Here is a 20,405-nt window from a genome sequence, read left to right as displayed (position 1 = left end):
ATGCCACACAGATTTCCACTGGTCCATCAAGTACGGCGGTTGTATTCAGCATGTTTGCGACATAGTCGTCCAAGATATTCCTATCTTCCTGTGGTAGAAGAAAATACATGAGGTTGGAATATCATTGCCAACCATGCTGAGTCAGCTGGAGATCGTTATCATTTTCTGCAATGAGACCTGCACCTATAAGCTGTTGTAGGTTATTGTATACAAAAGAGGGAAGTGCGGTCCAGTCAATTCTTTCTTTTTTGACATAGCCGTTATAAGGTAGACGCATACCAAAGCCTTGGAGGTTTGTTGCTCCGCTGATATTCAATTGTAGTACACTTTGAATTTGCCTTTAAGTTGTATGTTGGGAATGTATTCGCTTTGACGGGGATTGGCTCGTGTGATGAGTGAGCCGAGAATCGACTGTTCTGACGTCCCGAAGCCAACCACATAATCATCATGACAACCATGCAAATATTGGTGATAGCGGAAATAATGAGCTGAACTCGTTTGAGCGAGCGTTAGAGGAGTGTTATTGTTAATTTTGATATAGGAATGCCCATTACACGGTGCATAGCCGCAGCTGCGCATAACGATGTCACTAAATAAGCGAAGCATCTGTCGATGCTGTAGGCTGGATGGTTTTAGCCCTTTTTGTGCGTAAGACTTATGCAGTTGCGACGTGATAGCTAGATTGTTGATTGCGTAGAGGTTGATAGTTTCAGGGTGAAGCTCGCTTGCTTGCTTCAAATCGTATAATAGTTCTTCGCCTTTCTGGTTGTGCATGCCATATAGTAGGTCGAAACCAACATGTCCAATTATCTCTTGTGACCAAGCCACGGTATTTTTGATTTGTTCACGTGTTGAGGTGAGGTTAAACAATAATCGGAAACGCTCAATGAAACTCTGTACACCGAAACTGATCCGGTTAACGCTGATCTCATGGGCTGCATAAAGTTTATCACGTGTGACGCTTTTCGGTTCGCTTTCCAGTGTAAACTCGGCTAAGGACGAGAGCTCAAATTCGTCATGCAATACTTTTCCGATGTGTCGGATATTATCTGCGGACAAGAGCGAGGGTGTGCCACCCCCTATATAGATGCTGCGGATGGGACCTCTAAGCGAGCGAATGAAATTTCCTTTGTTTCTGATCTCTGTGGTAAGCGCTGACATATAAGCTTCGATTTGCTTAACATGTTTATAGGCTCCTTTCTGAAAGGGACAGAAGGAACAAATGGTTTCGCAAAAGGGAATATGCAAATAAAGAGAAATAGTACGCGCTCGTGGAATTCGCTTACTTTGCGCTAGCTTATTAAAGTTTAGGTAATCATAAAATTCATTTGAAATAGTGCGAAACAGCGGATATATGAAATTGTAAATCGGTTTGAGTTGATCGAACTCCACAAAAGGATGATCCACGAGTTGCATAGGTTACCTCCCCCAATTTCTTACCTCGCAATATATTATTGATGGGTGATTAGTAGTCCAATCACCCGAGTGTATTACCAAAGATTGCTACGGAACATAATGAATCCTCCTTTTGTAGAAGTCATATGCGTTACACATATAACTTATTATATGAAGGGGCTAGCTTGTTTAAGAGGCAATGTAAAGATAAAAAAATATCTATTTATAAAATAACTTTCTTTTGCAATCTTATGGTCTGATATTGTAATTGGCATTCTATTTTACGTGGTCGGGCTATGAATGCCTAGAGCAAGAAAAAGCAGGGTCTTTTAATGGAGGTGCGGAGTATCATTGTTATGTTGCTGGGACTTGGGATTTGTGTCTGGTCATGAAATATCATTAGCGCAAAAAGGTGGTTTTAAAGGTAGAGATATATTTTAATATCCCTGTAAAACTTTGAGAAGAGATATAATTATCTATTAGAAAACATATAAATGTCCAGTGTGATAATATTATCGAATTACATGACATCATGGCTCTTGCTCGCCATTTTGGCATATTTCCTAAAATCTCATTGAGATTGTGCCATGTACTGGCGAATGGAAATAGACCGCGTTTTGGTATGACTGTGGCGGAGTTACATGCTGCATTATCTTTGCTAGAATCCAATAGGATTAAGCTTAATGGGATGCATTTGCATGTATCTCTAATTTGGCTGAGTTAATAATATCCACCTTAACTAAGACTGGAAAGGATATTTACGCATTGAAGAATCAGAAGTTTTATCAGTCTAGGCGGGGGATATCCGACTCCCATAGCGTTCTGATGCTGTGACGGTCAATAACAAATACCCTCGTAAAATTTATGAGGCATTATCACAATTGGGTTGTGATTTACATAAGCTTACGGTCGTTATTGAATTTGGGCGTATTATATCTAAAGATTATGGTTATTTATTTTCAAATTCAGTTTCGGCATGTTCTTTGGCAATCTTTTCTGTGATTGTTCCAGTATGTTGTAAAATATTCCATTCGTCTAACTCTAGGAGCTTATCTAATTGTTTTGCCCAATCTTCCGTGGTCATTGGCTTTTTCCGATTTTCACGGCTCTCTGCTAAATCAAGACACGCATTAACAATTAAGCCAAGCTGCTTAAGTTCATCTTGTGTTAGGTAGTTTTTAGCAATTGTGACATCAGTTTTTACAATTTTACCATGTGGAGAATTCTCCCACGTTGCTAAGCCCATATGTTCTTTTTCGCTGTCTGCTCGCTTAGCAATAAGTTCAGCTGCTGTGTGTCCGTGCACAGCGAAATGCAACTTATTCTGAACCTTTGCGAAAAACTCGCGTGTTGTTGGCGAATCTTTGTTATAATCCATACTGGTTGTATAAATATCTGTAATTTTTTGATAAAAACGCCGTTCACTAAGGCGAATTTCTCTTATTTCAGCGAGTAAATGTTCGAAATAGTCTTCATTAAGAGCTTGGCCATTTTCAAGGCGCTTTTTGTCTATAACATAGCCTCTAATTGCAAAATCACGTAATATTTGCGTTGCCCATTGTCGAAATTGTGTTGCGCGTTTAGAATTTACCCGATATCCAACAGCGATATTGGCAAGAGGCTAGGGGCGATGATCACGTTCGTTTTCGCTGTTTTATATCAAAGAGAAGGTTAGAATTGATGTTTCGTGTGCAGTAACGTTTTTCTATAATATTTGATATAATCAGCAGCCTAAATGATGACAAGATCAATTTTACTTTGATAGAGGTTATAGATTCTATAAAAATTAAGTTGATTCAGATTTTTTGTATGACATTTATACATGGGGTGGTACCATGAATGGTGGGACTTGATTGTTTTTTTAAATGGTGTGTTTATGGCTGTGAAAAATGGTAAACAAATAAAAAACAAGGGTTCTAAGCCTGTTGCGCGTTTCCTTAAAAATTTAAGGGGTGTGAACAATTGGGAACAAGTTTTACAATGGCTTGCTTTCCGTAAGGTAGAGGATATTGAATGTATTACGCCTGATCAAGCAGGGGTGCCGCGTGGAAAGATGATGCTTTCTAAAAAATTTACATCGGAAACATCATTAGCATTGCCTTCAGCGGTTTTTATGGCAACAATTTCAGGGGATTATCCGGAAGATGGCCATGGCTTTGAATATCCCAAAACCGATGGCGATTTGCGTCTTGAGCCTGATTTATCGACGTTAAGCATTGTGCCATGGGAAGATGCTCCAACAGCACAGGTGATTTGTGATCTTGTATATCAGAATGGACAGATCGTTGATTATACACCACGAAATGTTTTGCGAAAGGTCGTCAGCTTTTATACGCAAATGGATCTAAAGCCGATTGTTTCACCAGAAATTGAGTTTTATTTAGTAGAAAAAAATCCTGATCCTGATTATCCTTTAGTTCCTCCCGTTGGTCGTTCTGGACGTTCAATTGGTGGAGGACAGGGCTATTCGATTGCCGGTGTGAATGAGTTTGATGAATTCATTGATGATATTTATCAATTTTCAGAGGCGCAAGGATTGGAGATTGATACGCTTATTCATGAGGAAGGGGCAGGTCAGTTTGAAATCAATTTACGCCATGGTGATCCAATTGAATTGGCTGATCAAGTTTTTATGTTCAAACGAACAATTCGTGAAGCAGCGCTGAAACACAATATGTATGCAACTTTTATGGCCAAACCCATTCAAGGGCAGCCAGGCTCTGCGATGCATATTCACCAATCGATTGTTGATAAGAAGACAGGTATGAATATTTTTACACGAGAGGATGGTGAAGAAAGCGCTTGTTTTCGCCATTTTATTGGTGGATTGCAAAAACATATGCCAGGAGTTCTTGTGATGCTTGCGCCTTATGTCAATTCTTATCGACGTCTTATGCCGGATGTGTCGGCACCTGTTAATTTGCGATGGGGCTATGATAACCGTACTACAGCATTTCGTGTTCCTCGTTCTGCTCCTCAAGCGCGTCGTGTTGAGAATAGGCTTCCTTCATCAGATGCAAACCCTTATTTAGCTCTTGCAGCTTCTTTAGCGTGTGGTCTCATTGGTTTACAGCAAAAAATTGAACCCGATGAGCCAACGACAAATAATGTCAATGCTGATAATATTGAGTTACCACGTGGACTCATTGAAGCCGTCAACTTATTTGAACAAGATACAGAAATACGTGCTATTCTAGGAGATATGTTTGTTAGTACATATGCTGCAATCAAACGACAAGAGTTTGAAACTTTTATGGAAGTAATTAGCCCGTGGGAGCGTGAATATCTCTTGCTTAATGTTTAAATTTTATGACGATGATTGATAATAATCCAATTTCTCCAGGCGTTTCTTGGTATGAAGATACTTTAGAAGAGCGCCCATCCTATCCTTCTTTTTGTGAAGATAGACAGACTGATGTGGTCATTATTGGAGGTGGATTAACAGGCCTTTCAGCTGCGTATCATTTAGCCAAAGCTGGCGTGAGTGTTGTTTTATTTGAAGCATCACGTTTGGGAGATGGTGCTTCAGGGCGCAATGGTGGGCAGCTGGGAACGGGGCAACGGCAATGGGTCGAAACATTAGAGAAAAGATATGGTTTTGAGCGCAGTAAAGTGCTCTTTGATTTAGCTGAAGAAGCTAAAAGAGATATTTTATCTTTATGCACGAGACCTGATTTTCAATGTGATTTTATGGCAGGACAGCTTTCTGTAACCCATAAAAGGCGTGAGCTTCTCTCTTATCAACGGCATATTGAGGTCATGCAGCGTTATGGCTATCACGCCCTTACTTTTATGGATAGGGCTGAAACAGTAAGACGTCTTGGATCGTCTTTTTATTGTGGTGGTATTTATGATGCGGATACCGGCCATATAAATCCCTTAAAACTCATTATTGGTTTGGCAAAAAAAGCTCAAAATGCTGGAGCTAAGCTTTATGAGAAGACACAAGTAACAAGCATGAAGAGTAAGGGCGCTCATTGGAAAGTAATAACAGAAAAAGGGAGTATAACAGCGGAGCATGTTTTACTCGCAACAAACGGGTATAAACTTGGTCTAGAGCGTTTTGTTGAAAAAAAAATTGTTTCTATTCGCTCATATATTGGAGCAACGGAACCATTACCAAAGAAAAGTTCAATTCTTGTAGGGGGGGAATCGGTCGATGATTCCCGTTTTATGGTTCGCTATTTTCGCAAAAGCATTGATAATCGTCTCTTATTTGGGGGCGTAGAAAGTTACAATAATAAGTATCCTACAAATTTAGATGAACGTATAAAACAGCAAATTGCTGAAATTTATCCTCAATTAAGTTCTATCAGTCTCAGTCATCGTTGGGGGGCAACCGTTGCCATTACGGTTGAGCGCATGCCCTATGTTCGACAACTTTTCTCAAGGATGATTTATTGTGGTGGTTATTCAGGGCATGGTGTTATGTTGGCTCCTTTCATGGGAAAATTATATGCAGAATGGTTAACTGGGCAACATGAACGTTTTGCTCATTTTAAAGATTTAAAGATTTCATCTTTCCCAGGAGGAAGAGTTTTGCGTTATCCGCTCATATTTTTAGCAATGCGTTGGTTTTCCTTAATGGATCGTTTTTAAGAGAAACATCGATTGAAATTTAGAAAATTAATGGCTTATTTAGGTTCTGTCTGCTTTAATGATGGAAGCTTTTATAAGTGATATGAAATTTCATAATCGAATGGAAAAATAAATAAGTTCATGGTGCGTAAAATTACTCCAGTTTCTTCCTTTGATTGTATTGTTTTTGGTGGCAATGGTGATTTGGCTTCACGCAAGCTTTTACCGGCTCTCTATCATTGTCAGTGTGTTGGGCAATTCAGTGAGCCAACACGTATTATTGGAGTTTCGCGCACTTCTTTAAGTCGTGAAGAATATCAAAATTTTGTTCGTGCATCTTTAGAAAAACATATTCATAGGGAAGACCTTAATTCAACTGAACTTCATCGTTTTCTTGCACGTTTAACCTACGTTTCTGTTGATATTTCCTCAAACCGAGGGTGGGAGGATCTAGCACGGATTTTGTCACAAGATTCAGCAGATATTCGCGCTTTTTATTTGGCTGTTGGTTCATCACTTTTTGCTGATATTGCAAGGAAGTTGGGGAAAAGCAATTTGGTAACACCGCAAACACGGATAATCATTGAAAAACCGATTGGTTATAGTGCACAAACAGCTGTTGCACTTAATGATGCATTTGCAAGCGTTTTTAATGAAGAACAAATCTTTCGCATTGATCATTATCTTGGGAAGGAAACGGTTCAAAATTTAATGGCATTGCGGTTTGTGAATACGCTTTATGAACCGCTATGGAATTCCAACTATATTGATCATATTCAGATAACCGTCGCTGAATCTTTAGGGTTAGAGGGGCGTACAGAATATTATGAGAGTACTGGTGCTCTACGCGATATGGTTCAAAATCATATGCTACAATTGCTTTGTTTGGTGGCGATGGAAGTACCATTTACCAACAGTGCTAATGCTGTGCGTGATGAAAAGTTGAAAGTTTTGCATTCTTTAATACCTCTTGATATTCATAATGTAGAACAACATACTGTGCGTGGACAGTATGTCGCTGGTACATTGAATGGTGTTCGTGTGGGATCTTATCTTGATGATCTTGAAAAAACGGCGAGTCGGAGCGAAACATTTGTAGCATTGAAGGTTAAGATTAATAATTGGCGTTGGGCCGATACACCTTTTTATTTACGAACTGGTAAGCGTATGTTTACCCGAATGTCTGAAATCGTTGTCGTTTTTAAACCTATTCCTCATAATATTTTTAATGTAGATTTAGATGAGATTTTTTCTAATCGGCTTGTTATTCGTCTCCAACCTGATGAAGGTGTAAAACAATGGTTGATGATTAAGGATCCAAGTTATGGTGGTATGCGGTTTCGCCATATCCCATTAGACATGAGTTTTGCTTCCGCATTTTCTCAGCGTAACCCTGATGCTTATGAACGTTTATTGATGGATGTTATTCGTGGAGATCAAACACTCTTTATGCGTCGTGACGAAGTTGAAGCGGCTTGGCATTGGATTGATCCAATCATTGAGGGGTGGGAAGCAATAAAACAGCCTGTTCACGGTTATAATGCTGGTTCATGGGGGCCTTCTGCTGCGAAAACTCTTATGGAGCGTGATGGACGTATCTGGAACAATTTAGTTTAGAGCAATAAGTATGTATAAAATGAATATTGATCGTTTAGATTTTGAAACCCCTCAGACTTTAGCTTTGGCATTAGCAGACCGTGTAGCCGCAGAGCTTAGTGTGTCTGTTCTTGAGCGCAACAGAGCTGTTTTAGCGGTGTCTGGTGGTAAAACACCAGAATTGTTTTTTCATTATTTATCAAAAGCAGATATTGATTGGCAAAATATCATTATTACTTTAGTTGATGAACGTTTTGTCCCTCCACACGATGAACGTTCAAATGAACATATGGTACGGAGTCATTTGTTACAAAACTTTGCCGCAAAAGCGCGTTTTGTAGGACTTTATCATAAAGCAATTACTGTTGAGCTTGCTGCTTTTTCAGCGGCAAGTCGCGTTAATACTTTGCCTAAACCCTTTGATGTTGTTGTTTTAGGAATGGGAGTTGATGGACATACGGCTTCTTTTTTTCCTAATGCTGATCGTTTAAAACAAGCGCTTGATCTTCAAACCCAAGCTCTTGTTTTACCCCTTCATGCCAAGAGTGCTGTTGAACCAAGACTCTCATTAACTTTGCCAGTTATTATGCAATCTCGTTGTATTATTCTTCATTTTGAAGGGTTTGAAAAACGCGATTGTTTTGAAGCAGCTTGTAAAGATGGATCTGAAATGGAAATGCCTATCCGAGCGATTTTGCGCAATTCTCCTCATCTGGTGCAGGTTTACTGGTCGCCTGCAGAAAATGAAATAAGTGAATCAGAATATGAAAAACAAGCTGAATAGAAACGTAATCTCTCTTCAATGAAAGAGAGAAAACATTAATGAAAGGGGGGAAGTGAATATGGCACTTTCTACGACAATTGCCACGGTTACACGAAGAATTTATGAACGCTCTCTACCAACACGAGAAATTTATTTAGATCGTATTGCAAAAGCGCAGGCTCATCGCCCCAAACGGAGTTTTTTAGGATGTGCTAATCAGGCGCATGATTTTGCTGCTTGTGGTGCAATAGATAAAGAGCGTTTGAAGGGAAGTATTGTTGGAAATATTGGTATTATTACCGCCTATAACGATATACTTTCAGCGCATCAACCTTTTGAAAAGTTTCCGCATTTAATTAAAGAGACGGCACGTATGGTTGGTGGTGTCGCTCAGGTTGCAGGAGGTGTTCCTGCAATGTGTGATGGTGTTACGCAGGGGAATGTGGGGATGGAGCTTTCCCTTTTTTCGCGTGAAGTGATTGCAATGGCGACAGCTATAAGCTTATCACACGATGTCTTTGATGCCGCATTGTATCTTGGGGTATGTGATAAAATTGTACCAGGCTTATTGATTGGTGCACTCACATTTGGTCACTTACCAGGAATTTTTATACCCGCTGGTCCTATGACAACGGGTCAAGGTAATGATGAAAAAGCAAAAATACGTCAACTTTATGCGGAAAATAAAATAGATCGCCAAACATTGCTGGAATCAGAAGCCCGTTCTTATCATGGACCAGGGACATGTACATTTTATGGAACTGCTAATTCAAATCAGATCATCCTAGAGATGATGGGGCTCCATATGCCAGGAAGTTCTTTCATCAATGCCAATACACCATTGCGTGATGCTTTAACAAAGGAAGCCACAAAGCGTGTACTTGAAATGACAGCTCTTGGTGATCATTATAAGCCACTTGGTATGATCATTGATGAGCGTTCTTTTGTGAATGCCATTGTAGGATTAAATGCAACAGGAGGCTCTACTAATCATACAATTCACTTGATTGCTATAGCAGCAGCTTGTGGTATTCAATTGACATGGCATGATATTGCAGAAATTTCATGCCATGTGCCTCTTTTAGCACGAATTTATCCTAACGGTTTGGCTGATATCAATCATTTTCATGCTGCAGGAGGAGTAGGATTTATTATTCGCGAACTTATTGAGGCCGGTTTACTCCATGAAGATGTTTCTACAGTTTTTGGTAAAGGTCTCAATGCTTATGCAATTGAAGCAAAGCTTTCTGCTGATGGCAGTGTGGTTCGTGAAGCAGCTCTTAAGGAAAGTGGTGATCATAAGGTGTTAACAGGGTGGAGAAAACCATTTCAGCCTGATGGTGGTCTTCGTGTTTTATCGGGAGATTTAGGAACAGCTATTATAAAAGTTTCATCTGTTAAACCAGAATATTGGCAGATTAAAGCACCAGTTCTTGTTTTTAATGATCAAGAGGAACTCCAAAAATCTTTTAAATCTGGAGCGTTACATGATAAAGATTTTATCGCTGTTATTCGCTACCAAGGCCCCAAAGCCAATGGGATGCCAGAGCTTCATAAGTTAACAACCATTTTAGGCGTTTTACAAGATCGCGGTCAAAGGATAGCGCTGATAACGGATGGTCGTATGTCAGGTGCATCAGGGAAAATTCCTGCTGCAATCCATGTGACACCAGAGGCTGTGGATGATGGTCCCATTGCACGTTTACAAAATGGTGATATTGTTTTCCTTGATGCACGCGAGGGTAAATTAACGCTCTTGGAAGACTTAGAAAAATTTAAAGCACGCACAATCACGCCTCCTGATCTTGCAAAAAACGAACAGGGTATTGGACGTGAACTTTTTCATGTTTTTCGTCAATCCGTTAATCGTGCAGATCAAGGAGCATCCGTTTTCATGACATGAGGAATACAAAAAATAAGCTCACTCAAGTGCAATGAATCGTTAAAATTCCTAGAATTTTGGTATAGGAAGACTATGTAATCGCGCGGCAGCTTTGAGTGTATTAACCATTAGCATGGCAATAGTCATGGGGCCAACACCTCCTGGAACCGGGGTAATTGCCGCAGCTTTTTCTTTGACGTTTTCAAAATCGACATCTCCAACAAGACGCGTTTTCTCTACACCCTTTTCTGGTGCAGCAACGCGGTTAATACCAACATCAATAACAATTGCACCATTTTTTACCCAATCTTTTTTAATCATTTTAGGACGGCCTACAGCTGCAACGAGAATATCAGCGCTACGACATACATCATCAAGGTCTCGAGTCCGACTATGGGCAATTGTCACGGTGGCATTCGCTGCTGTTAAAAGAGCAGCCATAGGTTTTCCAACGATATTAGAGCGTCCAACAACGACAGCATCAAGTCCAGATAAATCCCGTCCACAGTGTCGTTCAATCATCATCATAGCACCCGCTGGTGTACAGGGAATAATAGCATCTTCAAGTGCATTTGCTGCAAGTTTTCCTATATTGACATAATGAAAACCATCAACATCTTTTTGGAAAGCAACGGCTTGTGTTATGCGGTTTGCATTAATATGGTCTGGGAGAGGCAGCTGTACCAAAATACCGTGAATTTTTGGATCAGAATTTAATGTTGTAATAAGTTGAAGGAGGTCTTTTTCTTGTGTTTGCTTGGAAACAACATGTTTGACGGACAGAAAACCACATTCTTCGGCTTTTTTATTTTTTGAGGCGACATAGACTTGACTTGCGGGATCATCTCCAACAATAACAACAGCAATACCAGGTTGTATATTATAGTTATTGCGGAGTTTTTCTGTTTCAGCCTTAACTTTCACAATAATCTCTTCAGCAAGTTTTTTTCCGTCTATAATATTATTCATGAAAGATCCTTTCGGTAAGGCTGTTTGTTTTTTTGTAAAGCATTTTCTAATGATAGGATAGAGTTTAATAGCAATATTATGTAAGAACAGTAAGAATGGTTTGATAATGTTGTGGATTTATAGTTTTAGAAGACTTTTAAATAATTGTTTTATAAAGAAGCAGCAACATTGCTGTTTGAATAAACTTTGGATAAAGAACAAAATAATGAAGATATAAAATGGATATGGTGAAATGTAAGGCTATCACAAAACTTTTAACGATCATTTAAGTTTGTTTTTAAGCGGTTATAGGGGGATAAGTATAGAGGAATATTGTGCGCATCAGAATAATAAAATTTTTGAGCGGAATTTTTATTACAATTATCTTTTTATTTGGAGTGGGGATTTTCGTTTTACCTTATCTTATTTCTACGGATGTGATTCGTATTCGTTTAGCGCAGGAGCTGAGCGCATGGACAGGTTATAATGTGCAATTGCGTGATCCACCACGGTTAGATCTTTTCCCCTATCCCAAAGCATTTCTCTCTGGCGTTACTTTAATATCAAAAATAGGTGATGCTGCGCCATTAATGGAGGCTGAATCCATAGAAGTTGATCTTTCTGTCGTTGATCTTCTGTGGGGACATATTTCTTTTTCAGAGACGCGGATTGTGCGTCCTCAATTTGTTATGGAAAAGCCTATTAAAACAATGGCAGATTTTTTTGATCGCTTTTCTCGTTCACAAGGTGCTTTAGGATTAGCCATACGCAATGCGCGTGAAATATTAAAACATAATCCAGAGCATCCAGAGATAGAGCACCTTTTAAAACAACCTTTTGGGCGCGTTATTATTGAAAATGGCGCGCTTGTGTATCACGACAGTTTTTCAGGAGTAGCAGAAACAATAACAGGATTAAATGCAACTTTAGATTGGCCAGAATCGACAGAGGCAGTACGATTGCGCGCAGATGCTCGTTGGCGTGGCGAATTTACAAAATTATCCATTGATGCTTCTCAAGCATTGCTGCTTCTTGCAGGAGGCAAAAGCCAGATTAGGGCAAGTCTTAATTCTATACGTGGGGGAATAACTTTTACGGGACAGGCTCGATTATCTGAATATTATATTTTTGATGGCAAAGTATCAATGCGTTCTCCAGGATGGAATCAGACACTCTCTTGGATTGGTGGGAATCAATTTTGGGGGCATAAATTAAAAATACCCATCATATGGGAATCTCATTTTCTAGCGCAACCAATGCATATCCAAATGAGCAATGTTACATTTACAATGGGAAAAGCCAATGCGCGAGGGGCTTTAAAACTTGATTTTCAAGATTATGTCCCAAATATCATGGGCTCTTTAGCCTTTGATAACCTAGATCTTAACTTTTTGGGTTCAATATTTTTTCCAATTAAAAAGAAAAATTCATTCTTTGATATGGCGCTTTTTGATCGTATCGGGGTCGATATACGACTTTCTGCACCACAAGGCCAAATAGGAAGTATTTTACTCACAAATTTAGCGGCTGCAGTGCAAATAAAAAATGGACATGGTATTTTTGATCTTGGACATGCAAATATTTTTGGGGGATCCGTTCAAAGTAATATTGAAGTTACGTCAGCTGGACAGAAAGTCCGTATAGGAGGAAATATTTCAGGAACTTCTATTAATACGCAAGAGGCCTTAGAAGCTTTAAGATTTATTCCATTTGTACAAAGCCAAACGAATTTTACCGCAACAATACAAACACTTGCTGATTCTTGGAGGGAAGTTTTTACAAAAATGCAGGGTGAACTAACACTGAAGATGTCTTCTGGGCGGCTTTTAGGATATGATTTGAATGAATTACAAACAGAACTTTCCAACAAAAACCAATTTCTTTTAACAAAGAATGATACTCTTTCAACACCTTTTGATCACTGGGATATTCAGACAAGCTTTTCAGAAGGTACGATGAAGGTAACAGAGTCATTGCTGCGTACAAAAGACTTGAGTTTATCCATTCATGGAACTGTTAACACTGCTATTTCACAAGAAGAGCAGAATGAATTGATATTCCAAGCCCAATTACGCAAAAACCATAGATCAGAAACTTTATGTAAAGATGTCCAATGCCTCGCTAACAGCCTTGCATGGCCTTTTACATTCTCTCTAAGCTCTAAAGGACAAGATCATGGCCATTTTTTGATTACAAAAGATGTCGATGCAGATTGAGCATTGTTTTCCATCTTTATAATATGGTGGTTTATAATGATGATTCATTTCTTTACAATTTTAAATTGCTTTTGAATTTAAAATTCAAATAAAGGATCCCAATGTCGTAGCGTTCTTTTCATGATGAAGTAATAAAAGTTATCTTCTCTGTTATAGATGCGGCGAGTATATAAGATAAACGATTAAAGAGAGGAATAAAATCGCCTCTCTCTAGATCCTTTCAAATATAAGAGATTCACAATAGGGGTGAAAATCTTATAAAGTCTTCTAAAAAACATTTTATTAGCTTTAAAATTTTAAAGGCATGGCTGCTGATTTTATTGAATCTGAGAAGAAATACCATAGCCATCTTCGGTAACTGTATGCTTTCCATCTGCTCCAACAGAACCAATTCCCACCGTAATCAAAATAAAGGCTAAGAGGGTTGTAATCGTAATAATGGTAGCTTTTTTAGCAGACATATCTTTCCTCCACTGATGCATCAATGACTGAATGCAAAGATGAATGGTGTATTATTTAAACTTTTTATGAAAGCAGAATCACTTAAACGATCTATTGGTTCCTATCATTATCTCATAAAGTTAAAAAAACTCTATAATTCTTTAATATATTATAGTGCTATAGATATAATTTTTTCTTTTTGTTATATATTTTTCTTCATTTTTTGATAGTGAGAGTAAGCATTGGCAAGATTTTATGCGCATAAATTATAAACTTAAAAGATTATTTATCCGACAGCCATTGGCTTTAAATGAAGAAATAAAGATAGAGGGGGCCCAAGCTTCTTATCTTGTGCATGTTTTGCGGATGAAAGAAGGAGCGGAAATTTTACTTTTTAATGGACAGGATGGTGAATGGCTTGCTAAACTTATCATTGTTCAGAAAAAATTTGTTGTGGTTCAGCTTATTCATCAGGAAAGATTACAGACAACGCATTCCAATCTTATTTATTGTTTTGCTCCACTCAAAAACGCGCGGTTGGATTATATGGTGCAGAAAGCTGTTGAAATGGGGGTATCGGTTTTGCAGCCTGTTATAACACATCATACGCAGGTTACGCGTATTAATATGGCGCGTATGGAAGCCAATGTTATTGAAGCTTCTGAACAATGTGGCATTTTATCTCTCCCTGAATGCTTATCGGCTTTATCATTAGCTAAGCTTTTAGCAGATTGGGATAAGACACAGCCTTTATTCTTTTGTGATGAAGAGCATCAACCGCATAATCCATTAGCTTCTTTTAAAAAGCGTGATGTTACAACGCCTGGTGTTCTTATTGGACCGGAAGGTGGGTTTAGTGAAGAAGAGCGAAGTCTTTTAAAAAAACATCCTTTTGTGGTTCCAATATCATTAGGTCCGCGTATTTTACGTGCTGATACTGCCGCTGTTGTTGCTTTGGCTCTTCTTAACGCTACTGTGGGGGATTGGTCAATGGATTGAGAAGTCTGTAAAATCATTCTAAACAATTCATTTAAGATGATGATACCAATGATAGGATACGATAAGTTATGGCGCTTGATATAACGGATGAAAGTGAAGTTTATAACTTAGATTCCTTGGTTAGCTATTTCCAAGGGGGGTATAAGGCAGAAGATGATTGGCGTATTGGTACAGAACATGAAAAATTTCCATTTTATAAAAAAGGTTTTCTTCCTGTTCCTTATGAAGGAGAGAGGGGAATCCGAGCACTTTTAGAGGGGATGCAAAGCGCTTTAGGATGGAAAGCTATTTTAGATGAAGAGAATATTATTGGGCTCGTAGGATCTGTTGATCAAGGGGCTATTTCTTTGGAACCTGGGGGACAGTTTGAATTATCTGGTGCTCCCTTAAAATCAGTGGGTCATACCTATCTAGAGTTGGTGGAACATTTAGCTCTTCTTAAAAAAGTTGCAGAACCATTGGGTATTGGTTTTTTGGGGATGGGAGCTAGTCCAAAGTGGACGTTAGCTGAAACACCGAAAATGCCTAAATCACGTTATCAGATTATGACAGATTATATGCCGAAAGTCGGACATAATGGTCTTAATATGATGTATCGCACATCAACGGTTCAAGTTAATCTTGATTTTTCATCTGAAAGTGATATGCGGCGAAAAATGCAAGTATCCATGAAGTTACAGTCCATTGCGACTGCATTATTTGCAAGTTCACCTTTTACAGAAGGACGTCCAAATGGCTTTTTATCATGGCGTTCTGAAATTTGGCGTGATACGGATAATCAAAGGACAGGTGTTCTTCCCTTTATATTTTCTGAGCGTTTTGGTTTTGCTGATTACGTTGAATGGGCTCTTGATGTTCCCATGTACTTTGTTCTACGTGATGGCCGCTATCATGATTGTACACATATAACGTTTCGTCAGTTTATGAATGGAGCATTAAAGGGACAAGTTGCAAATTCAATTCCAAACATGGGAGATTGGATTAATCACTTATCAACGTTATTTCCTGAAGTCCGCTTAAAAAGATTTTTAGAAATGAGAGGCGCTGATTGCGGTTCTTGGAAGCGCATCTGTGCATTGTCGGCTTTTTGGGTTGGGCTTCTTTATGATAGAGAAGCGCTTAATGAGGCAGAGGCTTTGACAAAAGATTGGCATTTTGAAGAAGTTTTAGAGATGCGTCAACGCGTTCCTAAAGAAGGTTTAAGAACGCCTTTTCGTCAAACCATTATTTTAGAATTAGCACGTCAAGCTCTTGCTATTGCACGCAAGGGCTTAAAAAATCGCAAACAATATGATGCCAATGGTTTTGATGAAACAATTTTTCTTAATCCTTTAGAAGAGGTTGTTACAACGGGGAAAACTGATGCTGAAAAGTTATTGTCCCATTACCATTCTATTTGGAATGAGTCTGTAGAACCTGTATTTTTAGAATATGCCTATTAAACTTTAAGCAAAGGCACTTTTAAAAATGTATATTACCGTGGTAGCTTATTCACCAACTTATCTTAGAGAGCATATTCATCTTTTCTGTCAACATTTCTCATAAAGGATACAATACAAAGATTTTTTTGGCGCTGTTAATCAGTATGATCATAGATATTTATGTAATTTTTATGTTATTATTTATGCTAAAGATGATTTGATCTATTGAGCTTTTTATCAAGCATTTTGGATTGGCTTGGTCCATTCTCCTTATGAATGGGGTTGAAAATATTGTTTTTACTTTCTAATGCTTTAAATAAGGGATAAAAATATTATTTTTATTCGATGTCCTCAATGCTATGCTCATAAAAATATAGGGTATTTTTGGTTTGGAATAGAAATATAAAACTTTAGTCTTTTTAAATGATAAGCCATAAACGCCCCTTTGGTTGGCTAAGAACATAGAGGGCGCTTTTTAATCTTTCTTCTTCCGTTTTTTATCGCCAGATCTTACGAAGTTTATGATGCCTTTTTTGTGCCACTATACAAAATAGTGTTATACAGTTATTATGTAAGCAATAGCGGCATTTTAAAAACGAGATAAGAAAATTACAGGGCATAATTTTCTCTATCCGGATAATTTATTCTTTCCAGTTAATGTTAGTTGAAGAATCTAAAAGTTTTTCTCCATATTCAAGCATCGGATTAGTAAAGTCTGCTTCAAGGTTTGCAAGAGGAATTTTTTTTGCTTAAGAACAGTAAAAAAATCACAAAAACACAGATTGTGCGGGAGTGTTTTAAAAATATCTAATTATGAATATTCAATTTTTTGTTCTATTCGATATTTCTAAAACACCTCCTTATCCTATTTTTGTAGATATGGCGGATTCTATCTGCCTCTTAAATATTTTTATATATTCTTTTGCTATTTCATCTTTTTCGCTATATTCTAAGACTCTATGGTTTTTATTAAGGTATGACTGGTAAAATTCGCTGTACTCATTCAAATCGTTCACTTTTGTGTATCCAAGTGATATTAATACAGCAAAGAAAAGTATCAACAGAGAAGCTAAAACAATAAATGTTATGGTACGTTTCATGAATGACTTAACTTTCTTCTTCAGTAAATAGACCAATATTGAATACGGCTATTATGATGGTTGATGTCGCTTAATTTAGTTATATCGATAAGATATAGGGTATTTTTGTTGGTATTATGTTTTAAGTTGTATCGAACAATATTGTGCATTAAAAGTTGTATGGTGATTCAATAGGCATTATGGTTTTAAAAATTTTCACATGTATGATTTTTTTTGTTATTGAGAGGGGATATTTTGAGGCCTATAAAAAGAATTTCGAAAAATCAAAAAACTTTCCTTAAAAAATTTTCATTGAAAGAAAGAATGTATAAGAGCTATTTTCAATAAAATTATTATATTGGGAGTGGAAATCAAAGCTGTTGAGAATTGCGATTCATAAAATTGGCAAGATAAGCTTTTTATGGTGTATTCTCCAGAAGATTCATGAATGTTTGTTTTTTAATTAATTGTTTTAGAAAGCTCTTTTTAATTTAAAGGGTAAAAGAAAGTGTGCATGAATAGGATAAGCTATGTTGGAATTATTCATTATTAAGTTGTAATGAATACTGCTTATATTTCTCTTTTTTAACTATTTTATGAGAGCGTAAGTTTTAAATAATAGGGAAATAATTTTATTTATTTTCTTTAAATTGTTATTCGTAGATAAAAAATTCTTTTTTAATCTATAAATTAAAAAATAATGATTTTTCAAAAAACTTATAAGCTTTATACTTTGGTTTCAAATATCATGCATTGATTTTGAATTATGCATATTATCTACATCAATCATAACAATAGTGGGCATAGACTGGGCATCGGCAATGACATTTAATTTTTTCATCAATTTGTTTCTATTTATTATTTTTTTATTGTGGGTTGCTCAAAGTAAGAGAATGCAGTGGAGCCTTTCACGCCGTGTTATGTTAGGGCTTATCCTTGGTTTGGTTTTGGGAAGTATTTTTCAGTTTTTTTATGGAGAAGGTGAAGCCACTTTATTAAAATCTGTTGAATGGTTTAACATTGTTGGGAATGGTTATGTCTTATTGTTACAAATGGTTGTTATGCCGCTGGTTTTTGTCTCTATCGTTTCAGCGGTAGCTCATTTAAACTCTGTTCATGCTGTTGGAAAGATGAGTGTCATAACGATTTCAATATTACTTATTACAACGGCTTTTTCAGCGTTAGTTGGTATTTTGGTCGTGAATTTCTTTGGATTAACCGCAAATGGTTTGGTGCATGAAGGGCAAAATGTTTCTGCTCTTCTTGGAGATCGTATTTCTCAACTTGGAGATATGAATATACCAAAGATGATTTTGTCTATGATTCCTAAAAATCCCTTTGCTGAATTGAGTGGAGCTAAACGTACGTCAATTATCAGTGTCGTTATTTTTGCATCATTTTTAGGAGCATCGGTTCTTCTTTTAAACAAAGATGAACCAGAAAAAGGAGAAAAAGCGCTTTTATTTATTCAAGTAGCACAAGCTTGGATTATGCGGTTAGTTCGTATTGTGATTGCTTTGACGCCTTATGGTATTTTTGCTCTTATGACGAAAGTAGGAGCAACTTCGCATATTTCAGATATTTTAAATTTATTGTTTTTTGTCATTGCCTCTTATGTCGCTATTATTTTAATTTTTGGAGTTCATGGTGTATTGCTAGGCATTTCTGGGGTTAATCCTTTTCGTTTTTTCAAAAAAGTTTTACCGGTTTTAACATTTGCTTTTAGCAGCCGTTCAAGTGCTGCAAGTATTCCTTTGAATATTGAAGCGCAAACACAGTGGATTGGTGTACCACAATCCATTGCGAGTTTTGCAGCTTCTTTTGGGGCCACAATTGGACAAAATGGTTGTGCCGGTCTTTATCCAGCGATGCTTGCGACTATGATTGCACCGACCGTGGGGATTAATCCTCTTGATCTTACGTGGATTGCTACGCTTGTTGGTGTTGTAACGTTGAGTTCTATTGGTGTTGCGGGTGTTGGGGGAGGGGCTATTTTTGCTGCATTGATTGTCTTACCAATTATGGGACTCCCTGTTACTTTGGTTGCTGTACTTATCTCTATTGAACCGCTCATTGATATGGGACGTACGGCTCTCAATGTGAGCGATTCGATGGTTGCTGGAACGATCACCAGTCAGATGTTGCGGACAACGGATCACAGTCTTTTAAAAAAATGATTTTAGGTTATGTTTTTTTGGATTGTAAAACATCCGTAAGAGATATTTGCGCAGTACCAGGTTGTAGGGGTTTTTGTTGATTGGGGTGAGGCGCCCAACCAGAAAGCCAGATAAAAGAAAAGTGTGCACGAATACGTCCATCAGGATCACTAAATTTTTGTGCATAAATTTCAGCTGCACGGAGAAAAAATCGTTTGGAGATAGGGCGCCTTGAACGCTTAATGAGGGCATTTTGCATTCCCATTGCTTTAAGGTCGTGCATAAGGTCAAACATTGTATTATAACGTATTGTAATATCTTCAACGTCTGCTACAGGCAGAGCAAAGCCAACACGCTGTAAAAGAGCGCCTGCATCACGAATATCAGCAAAAGGATAGACCCTAGGGCTTGCTCCACCATAGATCTCAATTTCAGCCTGTAGGAGGCATTCACGGAGTTCTTTAAGTGTACCAGCTCCTGCCATAACAGCCAGAAATAAACCATCTGGTTTAAGAGTATTTTTTATTTGGCTTAGAACACCAGGGGTATCATTCGTTAATTGTAATGAAAGAAGTGAAACAATAAGATCACAGTAATTTTGAGGTAAATCAAGAAATTCTCGATGGCGTAAATGAAATTTTTTATCATCGCTTTGATAAATCCTATCGGTTTCAATACGTTCTATAGAACAAACTTTTCCAGATTTCATGAGAGCTTGCGTGGCAAGGTTTGTATGGCTGTGTAAATCGAGCGCTAATGTAAAGAGGCGATCGACAGTGCTAAGGCGCTTATAGAGATCTTCTGCCATGAGAGAGAGTAAAAAGTCATCTCCTTTTTTTGCTTTTTGGAAGGCACGTTTGCGGAATTGTTCAATGCGGCTATGATCAAAAATTAAAGGATGCGACATATTGTGGAACACTTTCGATCTATA

The 20,405-nt window shown here is 37.8% G+C and carries 15 protein-coding genes; 9 read left to right on the top strand and 6 right to left on the bottom strand.

Features of this window, described 5'->3' with window-relative positions; genetic code table 11:
* Positions 1–121: 121 nt before the first annotated feature.
* From AC6ER8_RS06880 to rhuM, 3 genes are all read right to left on the bottom strand, one after another.
* Complete coding sequence (locus AC6ER8_RS06880; RefSeq protein WP_497077966.1) at positions 122–316, bottom strand: hypothetical protein; 195 nt, start codon at positions 314–316, stop codon at positions 122–124.
* Entirely contained in the window at positions 313–1,416 is a 1,104-nt protein-coding gene (locus AC6ER8_RS06875) for a radical SAM protein (protein ID WP_497077965.1), read from the bottom strand. Before AC6ER8_RS06875 ends, AC6ER8_RS06880 begins: the two co-directional genes overlap by 4 nt.
* A 928-nt stretch (positions 1,417–2,344) precedes the next feature.
* Positions 2,345–3,004: a RhuM family protein gene (gene rhuM / locus AC6ER8_RS06870; protein WP_497079663.1), complete on the bottom strand. Its 660-nt coding sequence runs from the start codon at positions 3,002–3,004 to the stop codon at positions 2,345–2,347.
* 267 nt (positions 3,005–3,271) lie between these two features.
* Here rhuM and AC6ER8_RS06865 point away from each other — a divergent pair, with 267 nt between their 5' ends.
* The 5 genes from AC6ER8_RS06865 (at position 3,272) to edd (ending at position 10,235) form a co-directional block, all read left to right on the top strand.
* Positions 3,272–4,699 (top strand): glutamine synthetase family protein, encoded by a 1,428-nt coding sequence (locus tag AC6ER8_RS06865; RefSeq protein WP_497077964.1) that lies wholly within the window; start codon positions 3,272–3,274, stop codon positions 4,697–4,699.
* An 11-nt stretch (positions 4,700–4,710) separates the two neighbouring features.
* A complete protein-coding gene (locus AC6ER8_RS06860; RefSeq protein WP_497079661.1) occupies positions 4,711–5,994 on the top strand; it encodes an NAD(P)/FAD-dependent oxidoreductase in 1,284 nt (427 codons plus the stop codon).
* Positions 5,995–6,114: 120 nt separating this feature from the next.
* Positions 6,115–7,590, top strand: coding sequence for a glucose-6-phosphate dehydrogenase (gene zwf / locus AC6ER8_RS06855; RefSeq protein WP_497077963.1), 1,476 nt, complete (start codon positions 6,115–6,117; stop codon positions 7,588–7,590).
* Positions 7,591–7,600: 10 nt separating this feature from the next.
* The gene (gene pgl / locus AC6ER8_RS06850; protein ID WP_497073822.1) at positions 7,601–8,353 is read left to right on the top strand and encodes a 6-phosphogluconolactonase; all 753 of its coding nucleotides are present in this window, start codon (positions 7,601–7,603) and stop codon (positions 8,351–8,353) included.
* 58 nt (positions 8,354–8,411) lie between these two features.
* On the top strand, positions 8,412–10,235 hold the full coding sequence (gene edd, locus AC6ER8_RS06845; protein ID WP_497077962.1) for a phosphogluconate dehydratase: 1,824 nt from the start codon (positions 8,412–8,414) through the stop codon (positions 10,233–10,235).
* Between the two features lie 48 nt (positions 10,236–10,283).
* On the opposite strand, the gene folD is transcribed toward edd, so the two are convergent.
* The gene (gene folD, locus AC6ER8_RS06840) at positions 10,284–11,183 is read right to left on the bottom strand and encodes a bifunctional methylenetetrahydrofolate dehydrogenase/methenyltetrahydrofolate cyclohydrolase FolD (RefSeq protein WP_497077961.1); all 900 of its coding nucleotides are present in this window, start codon (positions 11,181–11,183) and stop codon (positions 10,284–10,286) included.
* Positions 11,184–11,497: 314 nt separating this feature from the next.
* Here folD and AC6ER8_RS06835 point away from each other — a divergent pair, with 314 nt between their 5' ends.
* Entirely contained in the window at positions 11,498–13,378 is a 1,881-nt protein-coding gene (locus AC6ER8_RS06835; RefSeq protein ID WP_497077960.1) for an AsmA family protein, read from the top strand.
* Positions 13,379–13,695: 317 nt separating this feature from the next.
* Here the strand turns inward: AC6ER8_RS06835 and AC6ER8_RS06830 are convergent, their stop codons facing one another.
* Positions 13,696–13,839 (bottom strand): hypothetical protein, encoded by a 144-nt coding sequence (locus AC6ER8_RS06830; RefSeq protein ID WP_185913378.1) that lies wholly within the window; start codon positions 13,837–13,839, stop codon positions 13,696–13,698.
* A 235-nt stretch (positions 13,840–14,074) separates the two neighbouring features.
* Here AC6ER8_RS06830 and AC6ER8_RS06825 point away from each other — a divergent pair, with 235 nt between their 5' ends.
* The 3 genes from AC6ER8_RS06825 (at position 14,075) to AC6ER8_RS06815 (ending at position 19,495) form a co-directional block, all read left to right on the top strand.
* The gene (locus AC6ER8_RS06825; RefSeq protein WP_497077959.1) at positions 14,075–14,818 is read left to right on the top strand and encodes a 16S rRNA (uracil(1498)-N(3))-methyltransferase; all 744 of its coding nucleotides are present in this window, start codon (positions 14,075–14,077) and stop codon (positions 14,816–14,818) included.
* Between the two features lie 68 nt (positions 14,819–14,886).
* Positions 14,887–16,260 (top strand): glutamate--cysteine ligase, encoded by a 1,374-nt coding sequence (locus tag AC6ER8_RS06820; protein ID WP_497077958.1) that lies wholly within the window; start codon positions 14,887–14,889, stop codon positions 16,258–16,260.
* A 1,879-nt stretch (positions 16,261–18,139) separates the two neighbouring features.
* Positions 18,140–19,495: an L-cystine transporter gene (locus tag AC6ER8_RS06815; RefSeq protein WP_497077957.1), complete on the top strand. Its 1,356-nt coding sequence runs from the start codon at positions 18,140–18,142 to the stop codon at positions 19,493–19,495.
* A 7-nt stretch (positions 19,496–19,502) separates the two neighbouring features.
* On the opposite strand, the gene AC6ER8_RS06810 is transcribed toward AC6ER8_RS06815, so the two are convergent.
* Positions 19,503–20,381, bottom strand: a complete 879-nt coding sequence (locus tag AC6ER8_RS06810; RefSeq protein WP_497077956.1) for a methyltransferase domain-containing protein — start codon at positions 20,379–20,381, stop codon at positions 19,503–19,505.
* Positions 20,382–20,405: the final 24 nt, after the last annotated feature.

This window comes from Bartonella sp. SL320, from assembly GCF_059687635.1.
The sequence above is the reverse complement of the archived record's forward strand: the minus strand, read 5'-3'. Positions and strand labels throughout refer to the sequence as shown.

Excerpts from the sequence above, each read along its gene's own strand:
- AC6ER8_RS06815 (WP_497077957.1), top strand. The coding sequence starts at position 18,140 with ATGACATTTAATTTTTTCATCAATTTGTTTCTATTTATTATTTTTTTA.
- AC6ER8_RS06820 (WP_497077958.1), top strand. The coding sequence starts at position 14,887 with ATGGCGCTTGATATAACGGATGAAAGTGAAGTTTATAACTTAGATTCC.
- pgl (WP_497073822.1), top strand. The coding sequence starts at position 7,601 with ATGTATAAAATGAATATTGATCGTTTAGATTTTGAAACCCCTCAGACT.
- AC6ER8_RS06860 (WP_497079661.1), top strand. The coding sequence starts at position 4,711 with ATGATTGATAATAATCCAATTTCTCCAGGCGTTTCTTGGTATGAAGAT.
- AC6ER8_RS06865 (WP_497077964.1), top strand. The coding sequence starts at position 3,272 with ATGGCTGTGAAAAATGGTAAACAAATAAAAAACAAGGGTTCTAAGCCT.
- AC6ER8_RS06810 (WP_497077956.1), bottom strand. The coding sequence starts at position 20,381 with ATGTCGCATCCTTTAATTTTTGATCATAGCCGCATTGAACAATTCCGC.
- zwf (WP_497077963.1), top strand. The coding sequence starts at position 6,115 with ATGGTGCGTAAAATTACTCCAGTTTCTTCCTTTGATTGTATTGTTTTT.
- AC6ER8_RS06875 (WP_497077965.1), bottom strand. The coding sequence starts at position 1,416 with ATGCAACTCGTGGATCATCCTTTTGTGGAGTTCGATCAACTCAAACCG.
- AC6ER8_RS06825 (WP_497077959.1), top strand. The coding sequence starts at position 14,075 with ATGCGCATAAATTATAAACTTAAAAGATTATTTATCCGACAGCCATTG.
- AC6ER8_RS06830 (WP_185913378.1), bottom strand. The coding sequence starts at position 13,839 with ATGTCTGCTAAAAAAGCTACCATTATTACGATTACAACCCTCTTAGCC.
- edd (WP_497077962.1), top strand. The coding sequence starts at position 8,412 with ATGGCACTTTCTACGACAATTGCCACGGTTACACGAAGAATTTATGAA.
- folD (WP_497077961.1), bottom strand. The coding sequence starts at position 11,183 with ATGAATAATATTATAGACGGAAAAAAACTTGCTGAAGAGATTATTGTG.